Below are 26,836 nucleotides of genomic sequence, written 5' to 3'. Positions count from 1 at the left end.
GCCTTCTCCCATCTTCAGTACAGCATCACAGGTTCACGCCTGTGTTCGTGACACACACCATTGCTTTCCCTTGCGTGTCTGGTGCACCTCGGGGTCGCGCTTCTTCTCCTTGTTCTTGGTTGAACTCGGTGCGGCAATGATGGTGGCATCGACAATGGTGCCGGTTTTGAGTGTCATCCCGCTTCCTTGAAGTACGCGACCAACTTCGGCGAATAGCTGTTCGCCTAACTTATGCTGTTCCAACAAATGACGAAACTTCAGCAGTGTGGTGGCATCCGGCACCGCTTCGCTTCCCAAGTCAATGCCGACAAAGCGTCGTAGGCTGACGCTGTCGTAGAGCGCTTCTTCGCAGGCGAAGTCCGCAAGATTGAACCAATGTTGAACGAAATGGATACGCAACATCCGCTCAAGACCGATTGGTGGTCGTCCATTCCCGCGCTTCGGGTAATGCGGTTCAATCACTTTACACAGCGCACCCCAAGGAATAATACGATTCATCGTGTTCAAGAATTCGTCGCGCCGGGTAGGTTTGCGGTGCTGCTCGAAGCCCGCACCTTGATCCGCCGCCATCGCCAGGGTTTGCTGTTTCATTGTCGTCTGCCGTATTTGTTTTCTATGTCGCCCTTAACGCATTACCTGCGATATTGGTGGACTTAATCAGCGTAGCCCTAATCCTGAAACACCATATTGATGATCGATTGACCCGCAACGGGCGCAGCCGGTTCGAGCGCATCGCTAGGCCACGCGCGGTGTGACAGGCGGCACTCGGCGCGACCGCTGACTAACGCGATACAAACAGTCGGTAACCGGGTCGCAGTCGCGTAGTCGCTACCGCTGTCATTCTGAAAGCGCCTGGAAATTGCGCCCGCGAACTACTTTCGGCCGCGGCGCCTTGGTGCGATCCGGCTCGTTTTGGTTGGCCGCGCGACTCCTTGTTACGATACGTTACTCAGCCGGCAAGCTTTGCTGGCACAATCTTGCCATCGTTCCCCGTTTTAGCGTTGACAGACCATATGCATGGCTAGAGGCAATATCCACCGCGCTTGGCTCTTGCTGGCCCACACCCCCGCTGTTACGCCGGCAGTCTGAATCACGCAGACGCGACCCAATCGCGCCGGATAATTCCGGCATACGAGGATAAAAATGAATTTGCAAGATCAAGCGCATTCTGACCCCAGCCCTGCTTCGCAGACTACCCCGGCCCTGCAGCAGCCGCAAAAATCGGGTCGCCGCAAGTCACTGCTCGGCATCGCCCTGGCGTTGACCTTGCTGGTCGCGCTGGCAGCTCTGGCATGGTATGCAACACATAAAGGCTCGGCCGGCGACGCAACTCGTCCTGGCGGTGGGCCGGGCGGGCGCGGCGGTGCGGCCGCGACGGTCGGTGTCGCAACGGCCGAGCGCGCCGATATTCCGATCGTGCTGGATGCACTGGGGACGGTCACAGCCGCCGCCACCGTAACGGTGCGGCCGCAGGTGTCGGGCGTGTTGAAACAGGTGCTATTCAACGAAGGGCAAATGGTGAAGGCCGGGCAATTGCTGGCAACCATCGATCCGCGACCGTTCGAGTTGACGCTGATGCAGGCCACCGGCCAGCGCCAGCGGGATGAAGCGCAATTGGAGAATGCCCGCCTGACTTTGCAACGCTACCGCACCTTGTTGAGCCAGGATTCGATTGCAAGGCAGGATGTCGATACCCAGGCGGCATTAGTCAAACAGCTGGAAGGTACGGTGACCACCGACCGCGCAGCGGAGGGCACCGCCAGGCTGAATTTGGGCTACTGCCGGGTGCTGGCGCCAGTCAGCGGCCGTGTCGGCCTGCGTGCAGTCGATGCCGGCAATGTGGTCGGCACCAGCGATGTCAACGGGATTGCCGCCATTACCCAAGTCTCGCCGATCGATGTCGTGTTTGCCATTCCACAGGATCAGGTCGCGGAAGTGCAGGCGCGCACGCATGGAACCTCGGCGGCGGATGACGACAAGAGCGGCACCCAGAGTGACCCGAAAAATACGCCGAACCTTGACATGCTGCCTGCCGCCGCACTCGACCGCAACCGCGTGACGACGCTCGATAGCGGCCGCTTCCTGGCGCTCGACAACCAGGTCGATACTCAGACCGGTACCGTGCGGGCCAAGGCGCGTTTCCCAAATGAAAAACTGACGCTGTTTCCCAGCCAGTTCGTCAATGTCCGTTTGCTGCTTCGCACCATCAGCGGTGCCGTCGTGGTACCGGTAACCGCACTGCGTCACGGCAGCAGTGGCGACTTCGTGTACGTTCTCAACAGCAGCGACCGCACCGTCGCGCTGCGGCCCGTAACGCGCGGCCAGGCGACCGTCGACAAGATCGAAATCACCTCCGGCATCACTACCGGCGAAAAAGTTATTACCGAAGGCGCCGACCGGCTGAAGGATGGTGCGCACGTCACCCTGGCCGGCGATAAACCGGCCTCCGGTGCCGGCGGTAGCGGTGCTGGTCGCGGCAACGGGCGGCGCTCGGGCAAACCTGACTCTGCCGCGGCCGCCTCAGCGTCGAATGCCTCGACCGCAGGCGCACCGTCCGCTAGCGCTGACGCTGCCACCACCGCTCCGGCCACACCGTCCAAAGGCGAGCACCGCCGCCGCAAACCGGAGACTGCCCAGCCATGACACACCGGACCGACCTGCCGCAGCAGCGCGCAATTACGCGGCCGACTGCGCGGCCACTGAAGCGGGGCCGTTCCTCATGAGCCCGTCACGCCCATTCATATTACGGCCGGTCGCGACATCGCTGCTGATGCTGGCGATTGTGCTGGCTGGCATCGTCGCATTTAAATTCCTGCCGCTGTCAGCGCTGCCGCAGGTCGACTTCCCGACCATACAAGTGCAGACGCTGTATCCGGGCGGCAGCCCCGAGGTGATGAGCCAGACCGTCACCGCCCCGCTGGAACGTCAATTCGGCCAGATGGCCGGTCTGCAGCGGATGAGTTCGACCAGCGCCGCCGGCGTCTCGATCATCACGCTGCAATTTGGCCTGGGTCAGACACTCGATGTCGCCGAACAAGAGGTGCAGGCCGCGATCAATGCCGGCGGCTCGCTGTTACCGGCCGACCTGCCGGCGCCGCCGGTGTACGCCAAAGTCAACCCGGCCGATGCGCCAGTGATGACGCTGGCGATCACGTCCGACACGCTGCCGCTGACCGAGGTGCAAAACATCGTCAACACACGGTTGGCGCTGAAGATCAGCCAGGTGTCCGGCGTCGGTCTGGTTACCTTGAGTGGCGGCCAGCGTCCTGCTGTACGGATCCAGGCCGACACGCGGGCACTCGCTTCCTACGGACTCGGGCTCGACACCTTGCGTACCGCGATCACCGCTGCCAATGCCAATGGCGCCAAGGGCAGCTTCGACGGCCCGACGCGCGCCTATTCGATCAATGCCAACGACCAGTTGCTGGCGGCCAACGATTACCAGAGCCTGATCGTGGCTTACCGCAATGGCGCGCCGGTCCGGCTGGCGGATGTAGCGCAAGTGGTCGACAGTGCCGAAAACGTCAAGCTCGGCGCCTGGTCCGGCATGAAACCCAACGGCTTGACGCCGGCCATCATCCTGAATGTGCAGCGCCAGCCCGGCGCCAACGTCATTGCGACGGTCGATGCGATCAAGGCCCGGCTGCCCGAACTGCGCGCCGGACTGCCCGCCGCACTGCACGTCGACGTACTGAGCGACCGCACCACCGGCATCCGGGCCTCGGTTGGACACGTGGAGCTTGAATTGATGCTGGCGACAGTTTTGGTGGTGCTGGTGATCTTCGTATTTCTGCACAGCCTGCGCGCGACCGTGATCGCCAGTCTGGCGGTTCCGATCTCGCTGATTGGCACCTGCGGCGCAATGTACCTGCTGGGCTACAGCCTGAACAACCTGAGCCTGATGTCCCTGACGATCGCGACCGGCTTCGTGGTCGACGATGCGATCGTGATGATCGAAAACATTTCGCGCTACATCGAAAAAGGCGAGCCGCCGATGCAAGCCGCACTGAAAGGCGCGGCCCAGATCGGCTTCACCATCATTTCGCTGACGGTGTCATTGATCGCGGTGCTGATTCCGCTATTGTTCATGGGCGACGTGGTGGGTCGGCTGTTTCGTGAATTCGCGGTCACCCTGTCGATCACGATCCTGATCTCGGCGGTGGTGTCGCTCACCCTGGTGCCGATGATGTCGGCACGCGGGCTGCAAAAACTATCGGAAAGCAAGGGCATCGGCGGCAAGCTGCAACAGTTCTTCGATGGCGTGATCGCGCACTATGACCGCTGGCTGGGCTGGGTGCTGGAGCGCCAGACTGCCACGCTGCTGGTGGCGCTGGCGACCATGGTACTGACGGTGCTGTTGTATGTTCTGATACCCAAGGGCCTGTTCCCGACCCAGGATACGGGCCAGTTGCAGGCCCGTATCGAAACCGCACAGTCGGTGTCATATGCGCGCATGGCAGAGTTGCAACAGGCCGCTGCCAAGCTGATTCTGGACGATCAGGACGTCGAATCGCTCAGTTCACTGATCGGTGTCGACGCCGCCAACAACACGATGCTGCACACCGGCAGCATGCTGATCAATTTGAAGCGCAGCCGCAGCGATAATCAGCAACAGACCATGACCCGTCTGCGCGAGCGGGTCAGACAGGTGGCCGGCGTCACTCTGTATCTGCAGCCGACGCAGGACCTGACCATCGATGCCGAAACCGGCCCGACTCAGTACCGGGTCTCCTTGACCGGTGCGGACACTGCCACCGTGGTGCAATGGGCCACCAAGCTGGCACTGCATCTGCAAGACGTGAAGCAGCTCGGCACTGTAGTGTCCGATGCCGGCGCTACCGGCACCGCGGCCTTCATCGACATCGATCGCGACACCGCATCGCGCCTTTCGATTACCGCGTCATCGATTGATGACGCGCTGTATAGCGCATTCGGGCAGCGCATCGTATCGACCATTTTCACCGAGACCAATCAGTATCGCGTCATATTGGAAGCGCGCCCAGACCAGCTGACCACGCCCGAATCGCTTGGCACCCTTCAGTTGCGCACCGGCTCGGGTAAAGCAACGCCGCTATCGGCGATTGCCGGCATCAGCGAGCGTCCCGCACCATTGCAGATCACGCACGTCGCCCAATATCCGGCCACCACGGTTGGTTTTGACACCGCGCCCGGCGTATCGCTGGGGAACGCGGTCGACGGGATCAAGCAGGCCGCGCTCGACATCAACATGCCGCCCAGCGTCACGCTCACCTTCCTCGGTGCCGCCGGCGCCTACCAGGCTTCGCTGACCAATCAGCTGTGGCTGATCCTGGCGGCGGTGGTGTGCGTGTATATCGTGCTGGGCGTGCTATATGAAAGTTATATCCACCCGCTGACGATCCTGTCCACCCTGCCTTCGGCCGGCGTTGGCGCACTGCTGGCGCTGATGATCAGCGGACAAGATCTGGGCGTGATCGGCATCATCGGCATTATCCTGTTGATCGGCATCGTCAAGAAAAACGCGATCATGATGATCGACTTCGCGATCGACGCCGAACGCAATGAGCACAAATCGCCGCGCGAAGCGATCCATCAGGCGGCGCTGCTGCGCTTCCGGCCGATTCTGATGACCACGCTGGCGGCGCTGTTTGCGGCGCTACCGCTGATGCTCGGCTGGGGCGAAGGCGCCGAACTGCGCCGTCCGCTGGGTCTGGCAATCTTCGGCGGCCTGATCGTCAGTCAGGCGCTGACGCTGTTTACCACGCCGGTGATCTACCTCGGCTTCGACCGGCTCGGACGGCGCTGGTCCGGCACCAGCACGAGCGCCGCTGTCGCAGCCGATGATCCGGTTCCAAGCGACAGGGGCCCGGTGTGAACCTGTCGCAACCCTTCGTCCGGCGCCCCGTCGCGACGGTACTGCTCACCGTCGGTATCGCGCTGTCAGGTGTTGCCGGTTTCTTCGTACTGCCGGTGTCGCCGCTGCCGCAGGTCGACTATCCGACCATCTCGGTCAGTGCCAACCTGCCCGGCGCCAGTCCGACCACGATGGCGACCAGTGTCGCCACACCGCTGGAACGGCGGCTAGCCGTTATTTCTGGCGTCAACGAGATCACCTCGTCGAGCGGTAATGGCTCGACCCGGATCAGCCTGCAATTCGACCTCAATCGCAAGATCGATGCCGCGGCGCGCGAAGTCCAGGCCGCCATCAATGCATCGCGTGTAGACCTACCGTCCACGCTGCGCAGCAATCCGACTTATCGCAAGGCCAATCCGTCGGATGCGCCGATCGTGATCCTGGCACTGACCTCCAAGACCCGCACGCCGGGCCAGGTCTACGAATCAGTGTCCAACCTGGTCCAGCAAAAACTGGCACAGGTGCCCAACGTCGGCGACGTCGAAATCGGTGGCGGCTCCTTGCCGGCGGTACGGGTGGAACTGCTGCCATATGCGTTGAACCGCTACGGGGTCAGCATGGAAGACGTGCGCGCCGCAATCCAGGCCGGTGCCGCGAATCGGCCGAAAGGCGCCATCGAAGGCAATGACCGACGGCTGCAGATTTATTCGCAGGCCAGCACAGCCACCGGCGGCCGCAGCGCGGCCGACTATCGCACCCTGGTGGTGGCATGGCGCAACGGTGCTGCCATCCGCCTGCAGGACGTGGCAGAGGTGATCGATGGTGTCGAGGATAGCCACACCCTGGGCCTGTTCAACGGTGAGCCGGCGGTGATCGTGTTGGTCACCCGCCAGCCCGGCGCCAACGTGATTGACACTGTCGACGGCGTGCGTGCGCTGCTGCCGGCGCTGCGCACCCAGTTGCCGCAGGACGTGCAATTGCAGGTGGCTTCCGACAGCACCAACTCGATCCGCGCATCGTTGCGCGAAATCGAGATCACCTTGCTGATCTCGGTCGTACTGGTGGTGCTGGTGGTCAGCGCGTTCCTGCGCAATGCGCGCGCCACCATCATTCCGGCGGTGGCGACTATCGTCTCGTTGCTCGGCACCTTCGGCATCATGTATCTGCTCGGCTTCAGCCTGAATAATCTGAGCCTGATGGCATTGACGGTTGCCACCGGCTTTGTGGTCGACGATGCGATCGTGGTGCTGGAAAACACCAGCCGCCACATGGAACAAGGCATGGACCGCATGCGCGCGGCGCTGCTGGGTGCGCGCGAAGTCGGGTTTACGGTGTTGTCGATCAGCCTGTCGCTGGTCGCGGTATTCATTCCGCTGCTGTTCATGGCCGGCCAGGTCGGGCGCATGTTTCGCGAATTTGCGGTCACACTGTCGGTCGCGGTACTGATCTCGCTACTGATTTCGCTGACCACCACGCCGATGATGTGCGCCTGGTTGCTGAAACCAGAACATGGGGCGCACCGCCCGCCAGGCAGAATTTCGCGCTGGTTCGAAGCGGCATTCGATCGCCTGCATGGTCTTTACCTTGCCTGCCTAGATTGGGCGCTAAGCCACGGCTGGCTGGTGATGCTGATCCTGCTGGCGGTGATCGGACTGAATGTCTATCTGTTCATCGCCGTGCCGAAAGGATTCTTTCCGCAACAGGACACCGGCCAGCTCAATGGCGGCCTGCGCGCCGACCAGAGCATTTCGTTCCAGGCGATGCAGGGCAAACTGCGCCAACTGGTCGACGTTATCAAGCGCGATCCGGCAGTCGATACCGTGGTCGGCTTTACCGGCGGCGGTCGGGCCGGCGGCGGCTTCATGTTTGCCAATCTGAAACCGGTGTCGGAGCGCAGCGAATCCGGTCAGGCGGTCATTGCACGGCTGCGCCCGCAGCTTGCCAAAGTGACTGGCGTCAGCCTGTTCCTGAACCCGGTGCAGGACCTTCGGATGGGGGGGCGACAAAGCACTTCGACTTACCAGTACACATTAAAGAGCGACAACATTGCCGACCTGCGGGTATGGGCGACCAAACTGGCCGATGCGATGAAGCGCCAGCCGGCGCTGATCGATGTCGATACCGACCAACAGGAAAACGGGGTCGAAACCTTCGTCAATGTCGACAAGGACAGTGCGGCCCGCCTCGGCCTCAGCTCGCGCGATGTCGACAACGCTTTGTACGACGGCTTCGGCCAGCGTCAGGTGGCAACGCTGTATGATGAGTTAAATCAATATCACGTCATCATGGAAGTCGCACCGGCCTTGACGCGCAGCCCCGAATCGTTGAAAGATGTGTACGTGCCGTCCAAGGGCACGACCACCAGTGCTACCGTGGCAGCCGCGACGACGACGGTAAATCCGGCGCTGCGCGATCAATCCAGCGGCCAGGCCCTGAGCGGCGCGCCCACCACCATGGTGCCGCTATCGGCATTCGCCCGTTTTGCCGAACGATCGGCCGCCAGCTCGGTCAATCATCAGGACTCGGAGCTGGCGACCACTGTCTCCTACAATTTGGCAGACGGCTATGCCCTGGCCGACGGCCAGGCCGCGGTCGGTCAGGCCGAAGCCGACATCGGCATGCCCAACAATGTGCGCGGCAGTTTCCAGGGTACCGCGCGCAGCGCGCAACAATCGCAGGATCAGCAACCATTGCTGATCCTCGCCGCGCTGGTAGTCATTTACATCGTGCTCGGTGTTCTATACGAAAGCCTGGTGCATCCGATCACCGTGCTGTCGACGCTGCCGTCGGCCGGCGTCGGTGCGGTGCTGGCGCTGCTCCTATTCAAAATGGAATTTTCTATCATCGCGCTGATCGGCGTGTTCCTGCTGATCGGCATCGTGAAGAAAAATGCGATCCTGATCATCGATTTTGCGCTGGAGGCCCAGCGCTCGCGCGGCCTGTCCGCGCTGGACGCGGTGCGCGAAGCCTGCGTGCTGCGGTTCCGCCCGATCCTGATGACCACGCTCGCCGCGATACTGGGCGCATTGCCCCTGGCGATCGGATTCGGCGAAGGTTCCGAATTGCGGCAGCCGCTCGGCGTCGCCATCATCGGTGGCCTGATCGCCAGCCAGCTGCTGACACTGCTGACCACGCCGGTCGTGTTTGTCCTGCTGGACAAGCTGCGCCGTCGCAGCCCCGATGAACGACGGTTGAGTCGTATGGCCAACGATGGTCTATCGGAATCGGCACCGATGCAGCAACCAACCCTATGATGAATTCCACCATGAGCTTGCCCAAACCCGTTCCCTTCATCGCCGCCGCCCGCACCGCACCGGCACCATCGACGCTGGTGGTTGCCATACTCACTGTGGCACTGAGCGCCTGCGCGGTCGGCCCCGATTACCAGCGCCCGACCGCTGCAGAGCCGACCGCCTACAAGGAAGCCCAGGACTGGGTACCCGCTGCGCCGGCCGATGCACTCAACCGGGGCGATTGGTGGACATTGTTTGAGGATCCCATCCTTAATCAATTGGAAGCGGCGATCGACATCTCGAACCAGAACGTGGCTGCCGCCATCGCGGCGTATGCACAGGCCCGTGCGCTGGTGCGAGAGCAGCGCGCATCGATGTTTCCTGTCATTTCGCTCAATGGCGGCGCCACCCGGTCTGGCAGCGGTGGGGGCGGCATCAACAGCGCTTCGGGCAGCGGCAACAATTATCAGATGAGCATAGGCGGCAGTTGGGAGCCGGACGTCTGGGGCCGGCTTGGGCGTGCCGTCGACAGCGCCAGCGCCGGTGCGCAGGCCAGCGCTGCCGATCTGGCGTCGGCACGATTGTCGGCGCAAGGTGAACTGGCTGTGAACTATTTCTCGTTGCGCCAGACCGATGCGCAGAAAAGACTCCTGGCCGACACTATCGATGGTTACCAACGTTCGCTGCAGATCACGCAAAACCGCTACAACGCAGCGATCGCCACCAAATCCGATGTCCTGCAGGCGCAGACCCAGCTGGCCAATACCCAATCCGATGATCTGGGTCTGACACGCCAGCGCGCGCAGCTGGAGCATGCAATCGCCGTGCTGATCGGCAAGGCACCAGGCGACTTTGCACTGGCGCCAATAGCATGGAAAGTCACCGTGCCGGACATACCGGTCGGTCTACCGTCGACGCTGTTGCAGCGACGACCCGACATCGCCGCCGCGGAACGTCGTGTCGCGGTCGCCAACGAACAAATCGGCATCGCGCAATCCGCCTTTTATCCGAACCTGAAACTGAACGCCTCCTACGGCTTCGGCGCCAGCCAGGTCGCCGCCCTGTTTAGTGCATCCAACAACGTCTGGTCGTTGGGACTGTCTGCGGCACAAACCCTATTCAATGCCGGCGCGACCAGTGCACGCGTCAGCGAAGCTCGGGCGTCGCACGAACAAGCGGTAGCGAGCTATCGGCAGACCGTGCTGACCGCATTCCAGAACGTCGAAGACCAACTGGCAGCGACGCATGTGCTGGGGCAGCAACAGGAATTGAATCGTCAGTCGTCGCTGGCCGCCGACCAGGTAGAGCAGCAGGCGCTGAACCGCTACCGCGCCGGCCAGATCAGTTATACCGACGTCGTCACCGCACAAACGGCGGCACGAAGTGCAGGACGCACGCTTATACAAGTGCAGGCAGATCGGCAGACGACGGCTGTTGCCTTGATACAATCGCTGGGTGGTGGTTGGCAAATCGCACCATGAACTGCAAATCAAATTGCGGTTCATGTCGGGCGAAATTCTGCATCTAGGCAAGCGAATATGTGCTCGTTGGTTGACCAAATTGCATGCCACGAGCCAAAATTTCGCAAGGCCTCCAAGTGCGGAGTCTGACTCGCGCGCCGGACTCAAACCAGTCACCCACAGTAACGATCCGCGCCAATGCAGCAGTTCGGCGCGGCTTGACCTGGCTCGCTCCGCATGACGGCTGCATTGAAAAGTAGTCTATCGTTAATGGGACTTACGCAAAATGCGTAATTCCGTAGGATGGGTGCAACCCATCATTGAGCTCCAATGGAGAAAGATGGGTTGCACCCATCCTACTTTCTTTCTCGTTTGCGTAAGTAAAAACGAACAGGATCTCTCTATCGTTCACGCTTAACATCGGAGGTTGCGCAGCGCGCCTTACGACATCGTTTGCGGAATCGTGATTGCGGATGGATTCGCTTGGAAGCCGGCCAGATCGAGCGCGACGGCCAACGCGATATCCATGGTCGACATGTGCCGCAGAAACCACTGCGGCAATAATTCGATCACTTTCCGCGCCGACGCGCACTCGCCCTGCATGACGTCCGGTACGACATGGTGAAGCGCGCTTAACACGCTGGCATGCTGCTCGCGATGACTCCGGAGCATGGGGAAGTCGATCTCTTCCATCAATGCCTCTTCCTCGCGGAAATCTCGTTCTATCTCGGCAATCAGCGCAAACAGGCCGGCACCGAATTCACGGTACGGCGCGGTCAAGAGGTGCGCCAATTCTGCGACAAGCGCCTTGTGTGCGTCGTCCATCGCGGGAACGCCCGACGACATCTCTGGTGACCATACGAGCTCTTCCATCATTCATCTCCTTGCGCTATGTCTTGCGAAGCATCGTTCCGGAAATCCAGGTTCGATGCGTTGATACCGCTCTAGGCCATGTACTGTCCGCCGTTAACCGCAATGGTTGCGCCGGTGATGAAGCCGGCGTCATCGTCGGCGAGAAATGCCACCATGCGCCCGATGTCGGCCGGCGTGCCCAGGCGTCCAATCGGGATACTGGCGATGATCGCCTGCATGACTTCATTCGGCACCGCGGCGACCATGTCGGTATCGCAGTAGCCGGGCGTGATCGCATTGACCGTGACATTCTTGCGTGCACCTTCCAGCGCGAGCGCCTTCGTGAAGCCGAGTATCCCGGCCTTGGCGGCGGCATAGTTGGTCTGGCCGAATTGGCCCTTCTGGCCGTTGACCGAGCTAATGTTGACGATGCGGCCGAAGCCGCGTTCTCGCATGCCTTCCACGACATTCCGGGACATGTTGAACATCGAGCCGAGATTGGTATTGATGACGCGCCACCATTGCTCTGGTGTCATGCGGTGCAGTACCGTGTCGCTGCTAATACCGGCGTTATTGACCAGGATATCAACCGGACCCAATTCGCGTTCCACTTGGGCGATACCGGTGCGGCATGCTTCAAAATCTGCAACATCCCATCGAAAGACAGGGATCGATGACGCTTCCGCAAACGTCCGCGCGGCATCTGTATTTTTATGATAGACCGCTGCGACTTGATGGCCTGCGGCTTGAAGCGAAATGCAAATCGCCTTCCCCAGACCTCGAGTTCCACCCGTGACGAGCGCGGTTCGGCGCATGACCCTCTCCTTTTGCGTGCTTCGATAGTTCCCTGGCTCGGAGCGGTCCGAAAATTGGACATCAACCCATCATTTCTCGGAGATAAGCCGCGCATACCAGGCAACGATAAGACAACGATGTCATTTCCAGCCGGCATTCTTCAACAGGCAATCACCACCAGACAAAATGTAACTGGTAGGGTTGGTTGAGTCATTAGCCCCACTTGATCCACGTCAAAAATTGGCAAAACTCTGATCACACGCTTGATAACGAAGTTGCGCACGGCGCGGGGTGATGGCGTGCAACCGGGGCATGGTCTGTGTCGGTGTCAGCTGTGGGGTGGATCCCGTTCGTCATATGGAGCAGTGTGAAAGATCTTGGATCGCTCCACAGAACGTAATCGATGGCTGCACCAAAAGGCAGGAGATTCAGAGTGCAAAGTCGCATGCAAAGCTCAAGCGGGTTGCCGGAACTGCGCGGCGTTTGTATGTCCCGTATATTTACTGTACATTCGATCATCAATGCACAATGCGATTTACCTTTCGGCAATACGCGCCATGAGTCAGCCAATTTCTTACGTCACATCACCGGCCTTGAATGTCCATGCATTGAAGGCGAGCTGTGCCAACTGCAGCCTGCACCAGTTATGCCTTCCCATGGGCTTGGATGACGCGGACATCAATCGGCTTGACCAGATTATCGGCCGTCGTCGTCGTGTATTGCGCGACGAGAGTCTTTACCGAATGGATGATCCTTTCCGAAACCTCTATGCGATTCGGTTTGGGCATTTCAAGACTTATCAGATCAATCCAAGCGGCGAGCAGCAGATCACCGGTTTCCAGATGGCTGGCGAGTTGCTGGGGATGGATGCAATCAGCGCTGACCGGCATCATTGCGACGCCGTGGCGCTGGAGGATAGTGAAGTATGTGAAATTCCCTTTCCGCGGCTGGAAGAACTGTTCAGCCATATCCCCACGTTGCTGCATCATTTTCACAGAATCATGAGCCAGGAAATCACCCGGGAACAGAATGTGATGCTGTTACTGGGAAATATGCGCGCGGAACAGCGATTTGCGGTTTTTCTGGTCAATCTGTCGTCGCGCTATGCGGCGCGCGGTTATTCGCCCACCAGTTTCCAGTTGCGGATGTCCCGCGAGGACATCGGCAATTATCTGGGTCTGACCATCGAGAGCATTAGCCGGCTGCTGTCCCGGTTCAAGAAACAGGGCTGGCTCAAAGTCGATAAGCGCGAGGTACAACTCCTCGATCCAGTGATGTTAAAAGCGCTGGCGGCCGGCACAGAGAGCTGCAGCCCGATGTAATCTCAATCTCAGTCCACACCATGACGGTATGGCGCAGGGGTGGAGCAACGCTTCCACGTCAGAACGGCGGGCGGCGATCACGTGGCACATTGACCAGGTAATAAGTCAGCATGCTCGCCAGCGAACAAAATATCCAAAAGAAGAAGAAACCGAGGGTGTAAGCGGCTATCCGCGACAACTCAATTTGATGACTGAGATGCAACAACCCATCCGGATCGAACAGCGAAAAAAAGCAGCCTTCCGCGACGATCGCCGCTAAAAAAGACGGCCATAGTATGTTCATCGCAAGTCGCAGCATATGTTCCCCTTCAGTCGGCAGGCGGTAAATCCGCCTTGATATCGATGGTCTGCTGCTGCGGCCATTTCCAGATGCCGATCAAGCGCCAGTCGCGCCGTTCACTCTCAACCAATACCTGCCAGCGTGCCCTTTCCAGCATCGGCAATTCGACGCTGAATTTGCCGCGCTGATCGGATTGTGCTTCAAGTTTGAGATCTTTTTCCGGCTGGGTTGCATGGGCTAAATGGATCCGGATTTTACCGGCCGTAGGCACACCGAAACTCAGAAGCGTGCCTTGCAGCTTACCGGTGGCAGCGTCGTAACGGCCATTGAATGACAACCCCAGTCGGGTTGCGACGCGGTCGCGGCGCAGATCCTGATTGATGGTCTTTCCCTGCATGTAGTAGTCGTCCACTACCAGCGCGTCCTGCTTCGAAAATGCCAGCCAGCTGGTATATGAGCCAGCCAGGATAACCACGACCGGCCCCATCATCAGCAGCCATGGCCAGAGGTGCGCATACCAAGGCATCGCCCGGGTGGCACGATCGATTAACGGGGATGCGGCATGCATGACATTCTCCTTGGTGTCTAGAGCGGTTTTCCGTCGCACGTACGGGAGTCAAGGTCGGGGCGAGAAGCGCAGCCGTACGGATTGTACGGTGAGCATCGCAGGCCCGAGATTGGCCCTGTAGGTGCGGCGGAAAACTGCTCTATTTCGGAACAAAAAATACTGCGTTTTCTTTCACCTGCAGGTACTCATCATCCAGCGCCTTCAGTTCGAATACGATTTTGTTCGATCCGGGCTTACCTTTCCCGTGAGTGACGCGTACCCGAACCGGCACCGCAAGGGAACCCGTCCGTTCCAGCACCACTTCATCCGGCGTAGCCAGCGTGATCGACTCGATCCCCGACACAGCAATTTTGTAACGGTGGGATGTTTCCGCCGTGTTCATGATCTGCAGCCGGTATACGTTCTCAATCATGCCTTCTTCCACCTCTCGCCCCATTGCACCACGGTCGCGAATGACGTCGAGTTTAAGCGGCGTACGCATGATCAGCGCGCCAAAGAACGCCGACACGATCAGCAGCAGCAAACCTGTATAGATCAGCACGCGCGGACGCAACACGCGCTGTCGCATCTGTTTGAGCGACAAGCGATTGGTCATCGCATGATCGATCGAAAAGCGAATCAACCCAAGCGGTGCGCCGATCTTTGTCATGACCGAGTTGCAGGCATCGATGCAGGCGGCGCAACCGATGCATTCATATTGCAAACCTTGACGGATATCGATGCCGGTCGGACAAACCTGCACACACATCGAACAATCGATGCAGTCGCCGCGCTGCGCGTCCTGCGCCCCGACTTTGCCGCGTGCACCGCGCGGTTCGCCGCGTTCGCTATCGTAGGTGATGATCAGCGTGTCCTTATCGAACATCGAACTCTGGAAACGCGCGTACGGACACATGTATTTGCAGACCTGCTCGCGCATCCAGCCGGCATTACCATAGGTTGCCAATGCATAGAACAAAATCCAGAACCATTCCCACGGTCCAAGTGCAAGTGCGGTCACTTCATGCAGCAAAATTGTTATCGGCGTGAAATAGCCGACAAACGTCAGCCCGGTCCATAGCGCAACCGCACCCCAGGCGCCATGCTTGGCAATTTTTCTCGCAAACTTGGTAGCCGAACCGGCCTGTTTGTCGAGCCGCATTCGGGCAGTGCGCGCGCCTTCGATCTTGCGTTCGATCCACATGAAAATTTCTGTATATACCGTTTGCGGACAGGCAAATCCGCACCAAACGCGCCCGGAAACCGCGGTAAACAAAAAGAGCGCGTAGGCACAGATGATCAGCAGCACCGCCAGATAAATGAAATCCTGAGGCCACAGCACGACACCGAAGATATAGAATTTACGCGCACCGAGGTCGAACAGTACCGCCTGGCGACCATTCCAGTTTGCCCACGGCAAGCCATAGAACACCAGTTGCGTCAGCCACACGCATGCCCAGCGCAAGCGCGCATAGCGTCCCTTTGCTTCGCGCGGATAAATCGCCTCGCGCGCAGCATACATTTTGATGACAGAGACTTGTGGTGCACCATTACTCATCAGGATTTACTTCATAAATGGCGAAACAAGAAAGCAGGTTGGCACGTGATGCGCACGCTGATACGACGATTGAACAACGCATCGGTACCGGCCTCCCACGCTACGTTCAGTGTCCAGTGCAACTCCAGAATTTTTACCGCCCGTTACTCGAATTTCAGCAATAAACAACCGTGAATTTCTTCCAGGCTGAGGTGGCCTTGTAGGCAACTCACGCTACGGGAGCAGCGCGTATAGCGTTCAGTTAACTCTTTAATTACTTTTGCGCCAGCGTCGCTGTGTCATTCGACAAGCTCCACACATACGCCGCGAGCACATGCACCTTCGCCTCGCCCAGAAAATCCTCGAATGCGGGCATCGTGTTATTACGGCCTTTGCGGATGGTTTCCATGACGGTTTCCGCGCTACCACCGTACAACCATATCTTGTCGGTCAGGTTCGGTGCGCCGAGCGCCTGCGTACCATGCGCGTCCGCGCCGTGACATGCGGCGCAGGCACCGAATTTCGCTTTGCCAAATACCGTCTTGATCGGATCGGCAGTCGAACCCGACAGATTCAATACGTAGTGCGCGACGTTTTCCACATCCTTGTCCGAACCGAGCGCCGCCGCCATCGACGGCATCTGGCCGTTACGCCCATGCAGGATCGTGGTCTTGATGACATCTGGTTCGCCGCCATATAGCCAATCCTTGTCCGTCAGGTTCGGGAACCCCTTGTTGCCGCGTGCATCGGAACCGTGGCATTGAGCGCAGTAGGTCAGAAAAAGACGCTCACCGATCGCGTGTGCCTGCGGCTCGGCGGCAACCACTTTCAGGTCCTGTTGTAGATACTTGGCGAACAGTGGGCCATATTCGGCATCGGCCTTCTGTAACTCTTCCTGGTATGCGCCGCTTGATTTCCAACCCAACTTGCCGGCGTAGGTGCCAAGTCCCGGGTACAGCAGCAGATACACCAGGCCGAACACAATGGTGATGTAAAACAGCCACATCCACCAGCGCGGCATCGGCGTGTTTAACTCCGTCAGATCGTCATCCCATACATGGCCAGTCGTTTCGACTTGGCGGGCCATTGCCCCTGAACCGCTAGATTCAGCCGACACTGAGTCAGCCGACAACCTGACCCTGTGGACCGACTGTGACCACAGCAGCACGCCGCAACCCGCAATGCCGAGCACAGTCAATACCGTGACGTAGATGTTCCAGAAATCATTTGTAAAATCAGCCATGATGTTTCTCCGTACCCTGTGTCGCGACGCCATCGTCGTCATCGGCGAATGGTAAGTGTGCGGCCGCATCAAAATCGCGGCTGCGTTTGACGCCAAACGCCCACCAAAGAATGCCGATGAATGTGATCAGGCTGATGACAGTCATGGCGCTACTGGCGTCAGTAAAGATATTTTCGATTGCCATGGTCAGTTCCTTGCCTTGATCAATATGCCGAGTCCCTGCAAATAGGCGATCAACGCATCCTGCTCCGTTTTGTCGACCAGGATACCCGCTGCCTGGTTGATTTCATCTTCCGAATACGGGACATTCAGCCGCTTCAAGGCACGCATCTTTGGTACGACATCGTCCGGTACCAATTTCGTGCTGGCCAGCCACGGATAACCCGGCATATTCGATTCCGGCACCACATCGCGCGGGTTATCCAGGTGGGTACGATGCCAATCGTCGTTGTAGCGCCCGCCAACCCGGGCCAGATCCGGGCCGGTGCGCTTCGAGCCCCACTGAAACGGCCTGTCATAGACGAATTCACCCGCCACCGAATAGTGTCCATAGCGCTCGGTCTCGGCGCGGAACGGGCGAATCATTTGCGAATGGCAGTTATAGCAGCCTTCGCGAACGTAAATGTCCCGTCCGACCAGCCGCAATGGCGAGTACGGCTTCAATCCGGCGATCGGCTCGGTTGTCGATTTCTGAAAGAACAGCGGCACGATTTCAACCAGACCACCGACGGAAATGACCAGCAGCACCAGCGCGATCAGGAGCCAGGGATTTTTTTCGATCCATTCATGGGAAAATTTCATTGTTGAATCCTCATTTCAAGCATGTGCGGGTAACAGGGATGGAATACGTGCCTCGATCGCAATCCCGTCACGCATTGTCATGAAGGTGTTGTATGCCATCAGCAGCATGCCGGAGAGGTACAGCAAGCCCCCGCTGAACCGGATCACGTAGTAGGGGTATGTCGCCTTGACGCCTTCGACGAAGGTATATGTCAGCGTTCCGTCCGGGTTGACTGCGCGCCACATCAAGCCCTGCATCACGCCGGCGATCCACATCGAGGCGATGTACAGCACGATACCGATCGTCGCAACCCAAAAATGGGTATCGATCAATCGCGTGCTCCACATCTCTTTTTTCCCCGACAGGCGCGGGATCAGGTAGTAGATCGAGCCCATCGTGATGAAGCCGACCCAACCCAGTGCACCGGAATGCACATGCGCAATACCCCAATCCGTGTAATGTGACAGTGAATTGACGGTCTTGATCGACATCATCGGACCTTCAAAGGTCGCCATGCCGTAGAACGACAAGGACACGATCAGGAACTTCAGAATCGGGTCGGAGCGCAGCTTGTGCCATGCGCCGGACAGCGTCATCATGCCGTTGATCATGCCGCCCCAGGATGGCGCCAGCAGGATCAGAGAGAACACCATACCGATCGATTGTGTCCAGTCCGGCAATGCTGTGTAGTGCAGATGATGCGGGCCGGCCCACATGTAAGTAAAAATCAACGCCCAAAAATGGACGATCGACAACCGGTACGAATAAACCGGACGTTCGGCTTGTTTCGGAATGAAGTAATACACCATGCCCAGATAGCCCGCGGTCAGAATGAACCCGACCGCGTTGTGGCCATACCACCACTGGATCATCGCGTCTTGCACACCGGAATAGGCAGAATACGATTTCCCGATCGACGCCGGCATGCTGGCGCCGTTGACGATATGCAGCAAGGCGACCGCGATGATGTAGGCGCCGAAAAACCAGTTCGCCACATAAATATGCTGCACCTTGCGCTTGACCAGCGTACCGAAAAACACCACCGCGTACACCACCCACACGACGGCGATCAATATCGTGATCGGCCATTCCAGTTCTGCGTATTCCTTGCCGCGCGTGAGGCCCATCGGCAGCGTTATCGCCGCAGCAACCAAAACCAATTGCCAGCCCCAGAACGTGAAAGCGGCCAATTTGTCGGAGAACAGCCGTACCTGGCAGGTGCGCTGCACGACGTAATAAGACGTCGCGAACAGTCCGCATATGCCGAATGCAAAGATTACCGCATTGGTATGCAGGGGCCGCAGGCGTCCATAGGTCAGCCAAGGTATATCGAAATTAAGCGCCGGCCATGCTAGCTGCGCGGCGATGAAGACGCCGACCAGCATGCCGACCACGCCCCACACTACGGTCGCGACCGTAAACTGCTTGACGATCTTGTAGTTGTAGTTCAGTTCTGTGCCCACAAATGCTCTCCTGGAAATGCCACGTCGATGCTGGGAGAGTAAAAGTCTGAGCCCCTAAAATCCTTGATGTGAATCAAAATCGCCAGAATCAAGTCAAGGTCGATAGAGAATTGACGTCTTCGTGCAGAGCACTTTGCAGGAACTTGTACAAGAGTGGAGGTCGGGCCGAGAAGCGCGACCGGGCATCTTACGGTTGCAGCCGTTCGCGCTGCCAAAGCCCACCCGGTTCCAGGGTAAGCAGAATGCGATCGTGCATGCGCGAGCTGCGGCCCTGCCAGAACTCCATGCGATCAGGCACCAGCCGATAGCCACCCCAATGTTCGGGACGCGGTGGCTGATCACCGTACTTTTCTTCAGCCTCGACGAATCGTGTGCCAAGAATCTGGCGATTTGCAATAGGCCGACTCTGCTGAGAGGCGATCGCGCCAAGCCGGCTTTTAACCGGCCTGGTTTGGAAGTAGCAATCGCTTTCGGCGGCTGAAACGCGCTCGACCCGCCCTTCGATGCGTACCTGGCGCTCCAGTTCGATCCAATGGAATAACAGAGCAGCATACGGATTACCGACCAATTCCTGGCCCTTGCGACTTTCATAGTTGGTAAACCAGGTGAATCCGCTGTGATCAAATTCCTTAAGCAACAGAATACGGGACGAAGGACGGCCATCCGCACCCACGGTTGCGACACTCATCGCATTTGGTTCGGCCAATTGCGACTGTCTTGCCTCTTCAAACCATTTTGAAAACTGCACGATCGGGTCCGATGCCACGTCCAGCTCAGATAAACTGGAGCGACTGTAATCTTGACGAAGGAGAGAAATCGACATTTTTTCCAATCTCTTGCAGATAATGATGCGATGGATGCACATAGGGTCTGTTTGTTGAAAGCGGCGATGTCGCAAACGCAGAGTACCGCGCGGTCTCATGGAATATGCACGTCACCATGCGTTTGGTACGGATACTGAACAGGTTCTTACCATGCTCAATCTGTCGGGATTTTTTCCGTCTTTTCGGTTCGATCATCATCCTGCAAAATTCGCCATGCCGGGCCGACCATATCGTCAAATTGACCACTGTCCGACATCCCGAAAAAAATCCAGATCGCCATGAATACGATGCCGATGCTGAGCGGAATGAGAAGAAATAGCGCTTCCATATGTTCTATCCTCTCTGCAGCGACTTCCCGCCCCCGCGAAATACGGCAGGCAATACGCTAGTGTCTGCATGCCGACGCGATATGCGCCGCAGGCGCAATGCATTGAAGACTACCACTGCAGAGCTGACCGACATCCCGATGCCGGATAGCCATGGATTCAGTAATCCGAACGCGGCCGCAGGGATCGCGAGCATGTTATACAGCGTAGCCCACACCAGATTCTGACGCATGATCGAAATGGTCTGCGAGGCCGTTTCGTCGAGCTCGCATAATGAAGACAAGCGGCCGGACAGCAGCACGCAGTCGGCATGCATCTGCGCCAGTGCGGTCCCGCCCCCCATGGCAAATGATACGTCCGCAGCGCGCAACACTGCCGCATCATTGATACCGTCACCTACCATCGCGACAATGGCGCCGTCACGCTGCAAGCCTTGCACGAACGCAAGCTTCTGATCGGGTAAGTATTGACCAAGCGCTGTGGCTATCCCGAGGTCGTCGGCGACCCGCTGGGTGATGGCTTGCTGATCTCCGCTTAACAGGATGACTGTGCTTCCTCTTGCCTGGAATTTCCTGATTACCTGGAGTGCATCGTTGCGCAAGCCGTCGGCCAAATCGAAGCGCGCAAGCCAGGTGGTGCTAGTGCCCAGATAAATTGAGGTCACATCCGAAGTTACATGCTCCGCTGCTTGCCAGGCAAGAGAGCAATTGGTCAACGCCTGGACGAATGCGGCACTCCCCAGGCGGTAATGTATGCCATCTACTGTGCCTTCCAGTCCTTGACCGACAAAATAACGCACGTCGCAGGTCGACACCTCGGCAAACGCCGGCAAATAACTCTCTTGCGCCGCCGCCACGATCGCCCCAGCCAGAGGATGCGCGCTGGATGCCTCCAATGCCGCAGCTACCTGCAGGCACCACGCCGATGGCGCTGCATCCATGGTTTCCAGATGTCGCAGCACTGGCTTGCCGGCGGTCAGCGTGCCGGTCTTGTCAAAGATCACATGCGTGGCGCGATGTAACGTCTCCAGCACATGCGGCTGCACGATCAGGATTCCTTGCCGCACCAACCGGTCCGTCGCGGCGGCCAATGCGGTGGGTGTCGCAAGCGACAAGGCGCATGGGCAGGACACCACCAGTACCGCAATGGCAATCGGCCATGCGCGCGACGGATCGACCCATTGCCACAGGATGAACACCGCCACCGCGAACAGCAGCAATACCGCGACGAACCATGCAGCCACTTTGTCCGCCCACAGCGACAGCTGCGGCTTGCCATGTCCTGCTTGTTCAATTAATTTCACCAATATCGACAGGGTACTGTCGCGCGCCGATCGCGTGATGCGAACCACGATCGGCTGGGTCGCATTCACTGCGCCGCCGGGCAGGCTGGCGCCGACCGTTTTGCGCTGCGCCAGGCTTTCGCCCGTCAGCAGCGACACGTCGACGGCGGTATCGCCTTCCAGGATGATGCCGTCGGCAGCAATTGCTTCTCCCGACTTGACCAGGATAACGTCCCCCTCGCACAATTGGCCAGCCGATATCAGCTCGGTATCGCGCCGGGCGGGATAACCCGGCATGCGCAACGCCGACGCCGGCAACGCATGTTGCAGATTATCCAGTGCTGAAGCCGCCTTGCGCCGTGCGGCGAGCTCCAGATAGCGGCTGCATAACAACAGGAATATAAACATCGTGATCGAGTCGAAATACACGTCGCCATAGCCGCGCCAGGTAGCGACCACACTTCCGGAAAATGCAGCCACGATGCCGAGCGAGACCGGCACATCCATACCCAGCATGCGATTCTTCAGGTTAATCCATGCTCCCCTGAGGAACGGTTGTGCCGAATAGCCTACCGCAGGCAAGGTCAGCAACAATCCCGCCCATCGCATCAGGCCGGCCATGTCACCATCCATCGTGCCATCGGTGGCCAGATAGACCGGGAGCGCATACATCATCACCTGCATCATCGACAATCCGGCGATAAACAGCTGGCGAAACAGTGTTTTTCTTGCCCGCTCCAATTGCTCGCTGTGCCTGACCGGGTCGAACGGATAGGCGACATAACCGATTTCGCGTACCGATTTCAGTATGTCGCTCGGCTTGCACATCTCGCGGCTCCAGCGAACGTGGAGTCGTTCGGTGGCGACATTGATATTTGCGCTTTGTACTCCCGGCAAGCGCGCCAATTGTCGCTCGATCAGCCACACGCAAGCCGCGCAACGGATGCCGTCAATTGAAAACGTCGCCTCGGATGTTCTTGCATCGGCGTCGAATTTGTCCGCGATCTCTTCCCCGTCGTACAACTGGTACAACTGGAGTTGCGGCGGAATCAGCGCGTCCTGACCAGCCGTGGCGGAAAATCCAATGCGGGTGCGGTAATAGTCGCCGAAGCCGCTATCGACGATGCTCTGGGCGACTGCCTGGCATCCGGGACAGCACATCGGGCGCATGACGCGATCAATGGAAACTTGCCAGCTGGTGTTCGCCGGGGTCGGCAAGCCGCAATGAAAGCACACAGGCTCTGATTCGCATACTTTGCGCGGTTGAGCCATGTCAACAGCAGAGACAGCGCTCAGCAGCGTGTTCATGGTTGCACCCCTGCTGTTGGCGAGGTCACGCACACCGCATCGAGCCAATGCATGGGTAGACCATTCGTTGCGCGCATCAGGCCCAGCAAGCCGAAGCTCAATACGATCAACCCACTCATCAGGCGTACCGGACGGCGCTGCATCCAGGTTCTCAGCTGAGCTCCCAGCACGCCCATGGCCAGTAAAGTAGGCAAGGTCCCCAGACCGAATACCAACATCACGGTCGCGCCTGACAGTGCGGAACCGGTCAACATCGCTGTTAGCAACACGCTATACACCATGCCACATGGCAGCCATCCCCATAATCCCCCTACGGCCAGCATCTTCAGCGGACTATCGAGCGGGAGTAGATATCCCGTCAGAGGTTGTAGCCGCCGCCAGATCGTTTGACCGGCAGCTTCCAGTTGCGCCAACCCACGCCACGCACCCATCAGGTACAGCCCTAGCGCCACCAGCATCAGGTTCGCGAGCCAATAGCCGCCAACCTGCATCACGGACACCCCTGCCAGGGTGCGCGCGCCGCTCGCGATGCCGCCGGCCATCGCGCCGGCTATGGCGTAGCTGCCAATCCGTCCAACATTGTAAGAGGCTACTCGCAACGTGCCATCCAGCGCGCTGGCTGCTGTCGTTGTTCCGGCACCGGCTACGATGACTGCCACCGGGAATTTGCTTGCCGGTACCGCTGCCACCGAGATCGCCCCGACAATCCCGCCGCACATGCCGACACAATGCACGCTACCGAGCAGACCGATCATGAATATCGGAAGGAGGCTGAGGCCGGTCATCTGTTTTCCATGTCAGACAGTCCTGGAATAGCGCAGCGGATCCGGCTTGGCATTCAGATAACGATCGAACACCATGCAAATATTACGAATGAGCAGCCGCCCCTTCGCGGTCACGCTTAACCATTCGTTGTCGATTGTCAGCAAGCCGTCCTGCGCCAGCACGCGTAGTTTCTCAGTCTCCGCTGAAAAATAATCCGCGAACGTAATCGGATAGGCCATCTCGATCGATGCGATCGACAATTCAAAATTACACATCAACATCTGGATGATGACGCGTCGTAACCCATCATCCATATTCAGCTTGATCCCACGCGCAATCGGCAATTCATTTTTGTCGATGTGTTCGTAATACGCGTCGAGCGTCTTGACGTTCTGGCTGTAGCTGGCCGCTACGGCGCTGATTGCCGATACGCCGCACGACACCAGATCCGACTCCGCATGAGTCGAATATCCCTGGAAGTTGCGATGCAACCGTCCCTGTCGCTGCGCTACCGCGAGGTCGTCTGTCGGCCGTGCAAAATGGTCCATGCCAATGTAGACGTAGCCTGCTTCGGTCAGCCACTTGATGCACAGCGAAAGCATGTCGAGCTTCGCCTCGCCGCTTGGCAAATCCGCCTCGGCAATGCGTCGTTGCGGCTTGAACAAATGCGGCATATGCGCATAGTTATAGATGGCGATGCAGTCCGGTCCCGCCTTGATGACCTTTGCCAGTGTCTGCGCCATGGTCATGACGTTTTGCTTGGGCAGCCCGTATATCAGGTCTATGCTCACGGAGCGGAAATGCGCGTCGCGCGCCGCAGCGATGATGTCGATCGTCTGGCTTTCCGGCTGAATCCGGTTGACCGCCTTTTGTACTTCCGGGTCGAAGTCCTGCACCCCCAGACTGATGCGTTTAAATCCCTGGTCGCGCAAACTCTGTACACGCTCAGGTGACACCGTGCGCGGATCGACTTCAATCGAATATTCGCCGATATCGTCGGGCGCGAATTGGAACCAGCGCCGCAGATGCGCCATCAGGTCGGCCATTTGCCCATCCGACAGGTAGGTGGGCGTCCCGCCGCCAAGGTGCAACTGCTCAACCTGGTTCATGCCGGAAAACAGCCTGCCCTGCATCTCGATTTCACGTTTCAGGTAGACCAGGTAGGTAGCCGCTTTGTCACGGTTTTTGGTGATGATCTTGTTGCACGCGCAATAGTAGCAAACCGTGTCGCAGAAAGGGATATGCAGATATAGCGATAGCGGATTTGTACTGCCGCGCGTGCGCAAACTGGCGACAGCTTGCAAGTAGTCGCGATAGCCAAATGCCTCCGTAAATCGATCCGCGGTCGGATAGGAGGTATATCGCGGGCCCAATTGACTTAGCTTGCCGACCAGTTTTGCATCAAACTCCACCGACGGAACGGATACCGGCAATACGGATACCACCATTTTTGTCACTCCTGCTGGCGGCCACACCGAGGATTGGAACGTGACCTGATCGCATGGAGTGTATGGACCTCGTCTCGCAATAACTTTGACTTGCATCAAAAACGACCAACACCTTGCTTGGGAATACGCTACGTCAGAAATTATGGATACCTGAGCGCGATGCCGCCTCGCGCTTGTATTGAGCAACTCTTGGTCAGTGCTGAGATTTTCACCCTGGCAGCAGAAGTCATTGCATGCCAGGGCGAAGGTTCTGTCGACTGCGATTGACCGCAAACCAGAACCCGCGCCTTCGTGCCACGCTTGCTAGCAAGGTCCTACACTTAGTTGGTCAACTGGATGTTATTCGTGGTCAGCGCATATTGCCCGTGTGGCCCAGCGAATAGCGACCGGGTTGCGGCCAGACGGTGAGGCCGTGCGGTTCCATGCCGACCGGAATGGATTTAACCGAACCAGTCGTCGTATTGATCGCATAGACGACGTCGTCGAACCGACCGGACAGCCACAACGTCTTGCCATCCGCGCTGACATTGCCCATATCCGGACTGCCGCCACCGGGAATGGGCCAGGTCGTCACGACTTTGCGCGTGGCAAAATCGATCACCGACACACTGCCTTTGCCACGGCGCGGCCCGTGAATCAGATTGGTGCCGCGATTCGCGACGTACAACTTGGTACCGTCACGGCTCGGGTACAGCCCATGCGTACCCACGCCGGTCGCGATGATGCCGATTTTCGTGAAACTGTCGCCGTCAATGACGAAAACGCCATCGGCCATCATGTCGGCGACATAGAACACTTTGCCGTCTGGCGAAATCCTGATGTCCTGCGGCATGCCTTTCTTGGCAAGCTGCAGGTAGCCGACGACCTTGCGGTTCACAAGGTCGATCTTTGCGATGCTGGCGTTAAATTCGCAGGTGAAGAGCGCGTACTTACCGTCAATCGAGAAGTCGGCGTGGTTGATCCCTTTGCACTGCGGTATGGAAAGGCTCGACTTGAGTGCCATCGTATGCGGATCGCGGAAGTCCAGTCGCGCGTATGCCTCGGCCACCACGATTGCTTCCTTGCCATCCGGCGTGAAGTACATGTTGTAGGGATCGTCAACCATGACCTCCTTTCCGGGCTTCCCGGTCTTCGGATCGATTGGAGTCAGGCTGCTGTCGCGGCGGCCTTCTGCATTGTTGGCTACCCACAGTGTCTGCAGATCCCACGAAGGGACGACGTGTTGCGGGCTATGGCCGACGCGAAACTTGTCGACCACCTTTAACGTCGCCGGATCGATCACATAGACGTCATTTGAGCGCAGATTGGGCACATAAATTCGTGGCGAGGCACCCGCGACCGCCGAGCTGAAGTGGTCGACACCCGCTTCGCTGTAGAGATTGCTGGCATTCACCACGGGCGGCATGCCGACTACCGTCGTAATAGCCGGCGCCGCGGATGCGATGCAGGTGAACCATAAACTAGCCAGGCCGGCACCGACAGACGATGCGAGCCGCGACGAACGGTGAGGATGAATATGCATGGTGAATCCCTTATC

At 58.6% G+C, this 26,836-nt stretch carries 20 protein-coding genes and 1 pseudogene; 5 read left to right on the top strand and 16 right to left on the bottom strand.

The annotated features are described in order from the left end of the window. Positions 1–57: 57 nt before the first annotated feature. Positions 58–591: pseudogene (locus ACFOFO_RS12445) on the bottom strand (IS5 family transposase); the annotation flags it as partial. A 552-nt stretch (positions 592–1,143) separates the two neighbouring features. Between ACFOFO_RS12445 and ACFOFO_RS12440 the strand changes: the two are divergent. The 4 genes from ACFOFO_RS12440 (at position 1,144) to ACFOFO_RS12425 (ending at position 10,547) form a co-directional block, all read left to right on the top strand. Beyond that, on the top strand, positions 1,144–2,643 hold the full coding sequence (locus ACFOFO_RS12440) for an efflux RND transporter periplasmic adaptor subunit (RefSeq protein ID WP_390331653.1): 1,500 nt from the start codon (positions 1,144–1,146) through the stop codon (positions 2,641–2,643). Between the two features lie 76 nt (positions 2,644–2,719). Beyond that, positions 2,720–5,854 (top strand): efflux RND transporter permease subunit, encoded by a 3,135-nt coding sequence (locus ACFOFO_RS12435; RefSeq protein WP_390331651.1) that lies wholly within the window; start codon positions 2,720–2,722, stop codon positions 5,852–5,854. Next, positions 5,851–9,087, top strand: coding sequence for an efflux RND transporter permease subunit (locus ACFOFO_RS12430; RefSeq protein ID WP_390323351.1), 3,237 nt, complete (start codon positions 5,851–5,853; stop codon positions 9,085–9,087). The genes ACFOFO_RS12435 and ACFOFO_RS12430 overlap by 4 nt, the downstream gene beginning before the upstream one ends. A gap of 11 nt (positions 9,088–9,098) precedes the next feature. Further along, complete coding sequence (locus ACFOFO_RS12425; protein WP_390323349.1) at positions 9,099–10,547, top strand: efflux transporter outer membrane subunit; 1,449 nt, start codon at positions 9,099–9,101, stop codon at positions 10,545–10,547. 420 nt (positions 10,548–10,967) lie between these two features. Here the strand turns inward: ACFOFO_RS12425 and ACFOFO_RS12420 are convergent, their stop codons facing one another. Both ACFOFO_RS12420 and phbB read right to left on the bottom strand, forming a co-directional pair. Then, positions 10,968–11,402, bottom strand: coding sequence for a bacteriohemerythrin (locus tag ACFOFO_RS12420; protein WP_390331649.1), 435 nt, complete (start codon positions 11,400–11,402; stop codon positions 10,968–10,970). 68 nt (positions 11,403–11,470) lie between these two features. Beyond that, positions 11,471–12,193, bottom strand: a complete 723-nt coding sequence (gene phbB / locus ACFOFO_RS12415; protein ID WP_390323345.1) for an acetoacetyl-CoA reductase — start codon at positions 12,191–12,193, stop codon at positions 11,471–11,473. Between the two features lie 537 nt (positions 12,194–12,730). On the opposite strand from phbB, the gene fnr reads away from it, so the two are divergent. Further along, entirely contained in the window at positions 12,731–13,495 is a 765-nt protein-coding gene (fnr, locus tag ACFOFO_RS12410) for a fumarate/nitrate reduction transcriptional regulator Fnr (protein ID WP_390327984.1), read from the top strand. 58 nt (positions 13,496–13,553) lie between these two features. Here fnr and ACFOFO_RS12405 read toward each other — a convergent pair whose 3' ends face one another. The 13 genes from ACFOFO_RS12405 to ACFOFO_RS12345 all read right to left on the bottom strand — a co-directional run bounded on the left by ACFOFO_RS12405 (position 13,554) and on the right by ACFOFO_RS12345 (position 26,821). Next, entirely contained in the window at positions 13,554–13,793 is a 240-nt protein-coding gene (locus ACFOFO_RS12405) for a hypothetical protein (RefSeq protein ID WP_390323344.1), read from the bottom strand. A gap of 10 nt (positions 13,794–13,803) precedes the next feature. Continuing rightward, on the bottom strand, positions 13,804–14,343 hold the full coding sequence (locus ACFOFO_RS12400) for a FixH family protein (RefSeq protein WP_390323342.1): 540 nt from the start codon (positions 14,341–14,343) through the stop codon (positions 13,804–13,806). Between the two features lie 139 nt (positions 14,344–14,482). Further along, the gene (ccoG, locus tag ACFOFO_RS12395) at positions 14,483–15,880 is read right to left on the bottom strand and encodes a cytochrome c oxidase accessory protein CcoG (RefSeq protein ID WP_390331647.1); all 1,398 of its coding nucleotides are present in this window, start codon (positions 15,878–15,880) and stop codon (positions 14,483–14,485) included. A gap of 253 nt (positions 15,881–16,133) precedes the next feature. After that, positions 16,134–17,102: a cytochrome-c oxidase, cbb3-type subunit III gene (ccoP, locus tag ACFOFO_RS12390; RefSeq protein WP_390331645.1), complete on the bottom strand. Its 969-nt coding sequence runs from the start codon at positions 17,100–17,102 to the stop codon at positions 16,134–16,136. Beyond that, positions 17,095–17,286, bottom strand: coding sequence for a cbb3-type cytochrome oxidase subunit 3 (locus ACFOFO_RS12385; RefSeq protein WP_390323338.1), 192 nt, complete (start codon positions 17,284–17,286; stop codon positions 17,095–17,097). Before ACFOFO_RS12385 ends, ccoP begins: the two co-directional genes overlap by 8 nt. A 2-nt stretch (positions 17,287–17,288) precedes the next feature. Continuing rightward, entirely contained in the window at positions 17,289–17,903 is a 615-nt protein-coding gene (gene ccoO, locus ACFOFO_RS12380) for a cytochrome-c oxidase, cbb3-type subunit II (RefSeq protein WP_390323337.1), read from the bottom strand. Positions 17,904–17,918: 15 nt separating this feature from the next. Further along, on the bottom strand, positions 17,919–19,346 hold the full coding sequence (gene ccoN / locus ACFOFO_RS12375) for a cytochrome-c oxidase, cbb3-type subunit I (RefSeq protein ID WP_390331643.1): 1,428 nt from the start codon (positions 19,344–19,346) through the stop codon (positions 17,919–17,921). A 187-nt stretch (positions 19,347–19,533) separates the two neighbouring features. Then, positions 19,534–20,169, bottom strand: a complete 636-nt coding sequence (pdxH, locus tag ACFOFO_RS12370; protein WP_390323335.1) for a pyridoxamine 5'-phosphate oxidase — start codon at positions 20,167–20,169, stop codon at positions 19,534–19,536. A 155-nt stretch (positions 20,170–20,324) separates the two neighbouring features. Continuing rightward, positions 20,325–20,498 carry a cbb3-type cytochrome oxidase assembly protein CcoS gene (gene ccoS, locus ACFOFO_RS12365; RefSeq protein WP_390323332.1) on the bottom strand — a complete coding sequence of 58 codons (174 nt, stop codon included), beginning with the start codon at positions 20,496–20,498 and terminating at the stop codon, positions 20,325–20,327. Positions 20,499–20,503: 5 nt separating this feature from the next. Continuing rightward, a complete protein-coding gene (locus ACFOFO_RS12360; RefSeq protein ID WP_449369372.1) occupies positions 20,504–23,086 on the bottom strand; it encodes a heavy metal translocating P-type ATPase in 2,583 nt (860 codons plus the stop codon). Next, positions 23,083–23,871: a sulfite exporter TauE/SafE family protein gene (locus ACFOFO_RS12355; protein ID WP_390323329.1), complete on the bottom strand. Its 789-nt coding sequence runs from the start codon at positions 23,869–23,871 to the stop codon at positions 23,083–23,085. The genes ACFOFO_RS12360 and ACFOFO_RS12355 overlap by 4 nt, the downstream gene beginning before the upstream one ends. Positions 23,872–23,883: 12 nt before the next feature. Then, positions 23,884–25,299, bottom strand: coding sequence for an oxygen-independent coproporphyrinogen III oxidase (gene hemN / locus ACFOFO_RS12350; protein WP_390331641.1), 1,416 nt, complete (start codon positions 25,297–25,299; stop codon positions 23,884–23,886). A gap of 349 nt (positions 25,300–25,648) precedes the next feature. After that, the gene (locus tag ACFOFO_RS12345; protein WP_390323325.1) at positions 25,649–26,821 is read right to left on the bottom strand and encodes a YVTN family beta-propeller repeat protein; all 1,173 of its coding nucleotides are present in this window, start codon (positions 26,819–26,821) and stop codon (positions 25,649–25,651) included. Positions 26,822–26,836: the final 15 nt, after the last annotated feature.

The sequence above is a fragment of the Pseudundibacterium arcticum genome, assembly GCF_042646465.1.
In the GTDB taxonomy this organism is placed as follows: domain Bacteria; phylum Pseudomonadota; class Gammaproteobacteria; order Burkholderiales; family Burkholderiaceae_D; genus Undibacterium_A; species Undibacterium_A arcticum.
Note: the sequence above shows the minus strand (reverse complement) of the source record. Positions and strands in the feature narration are given on the sequence as shown.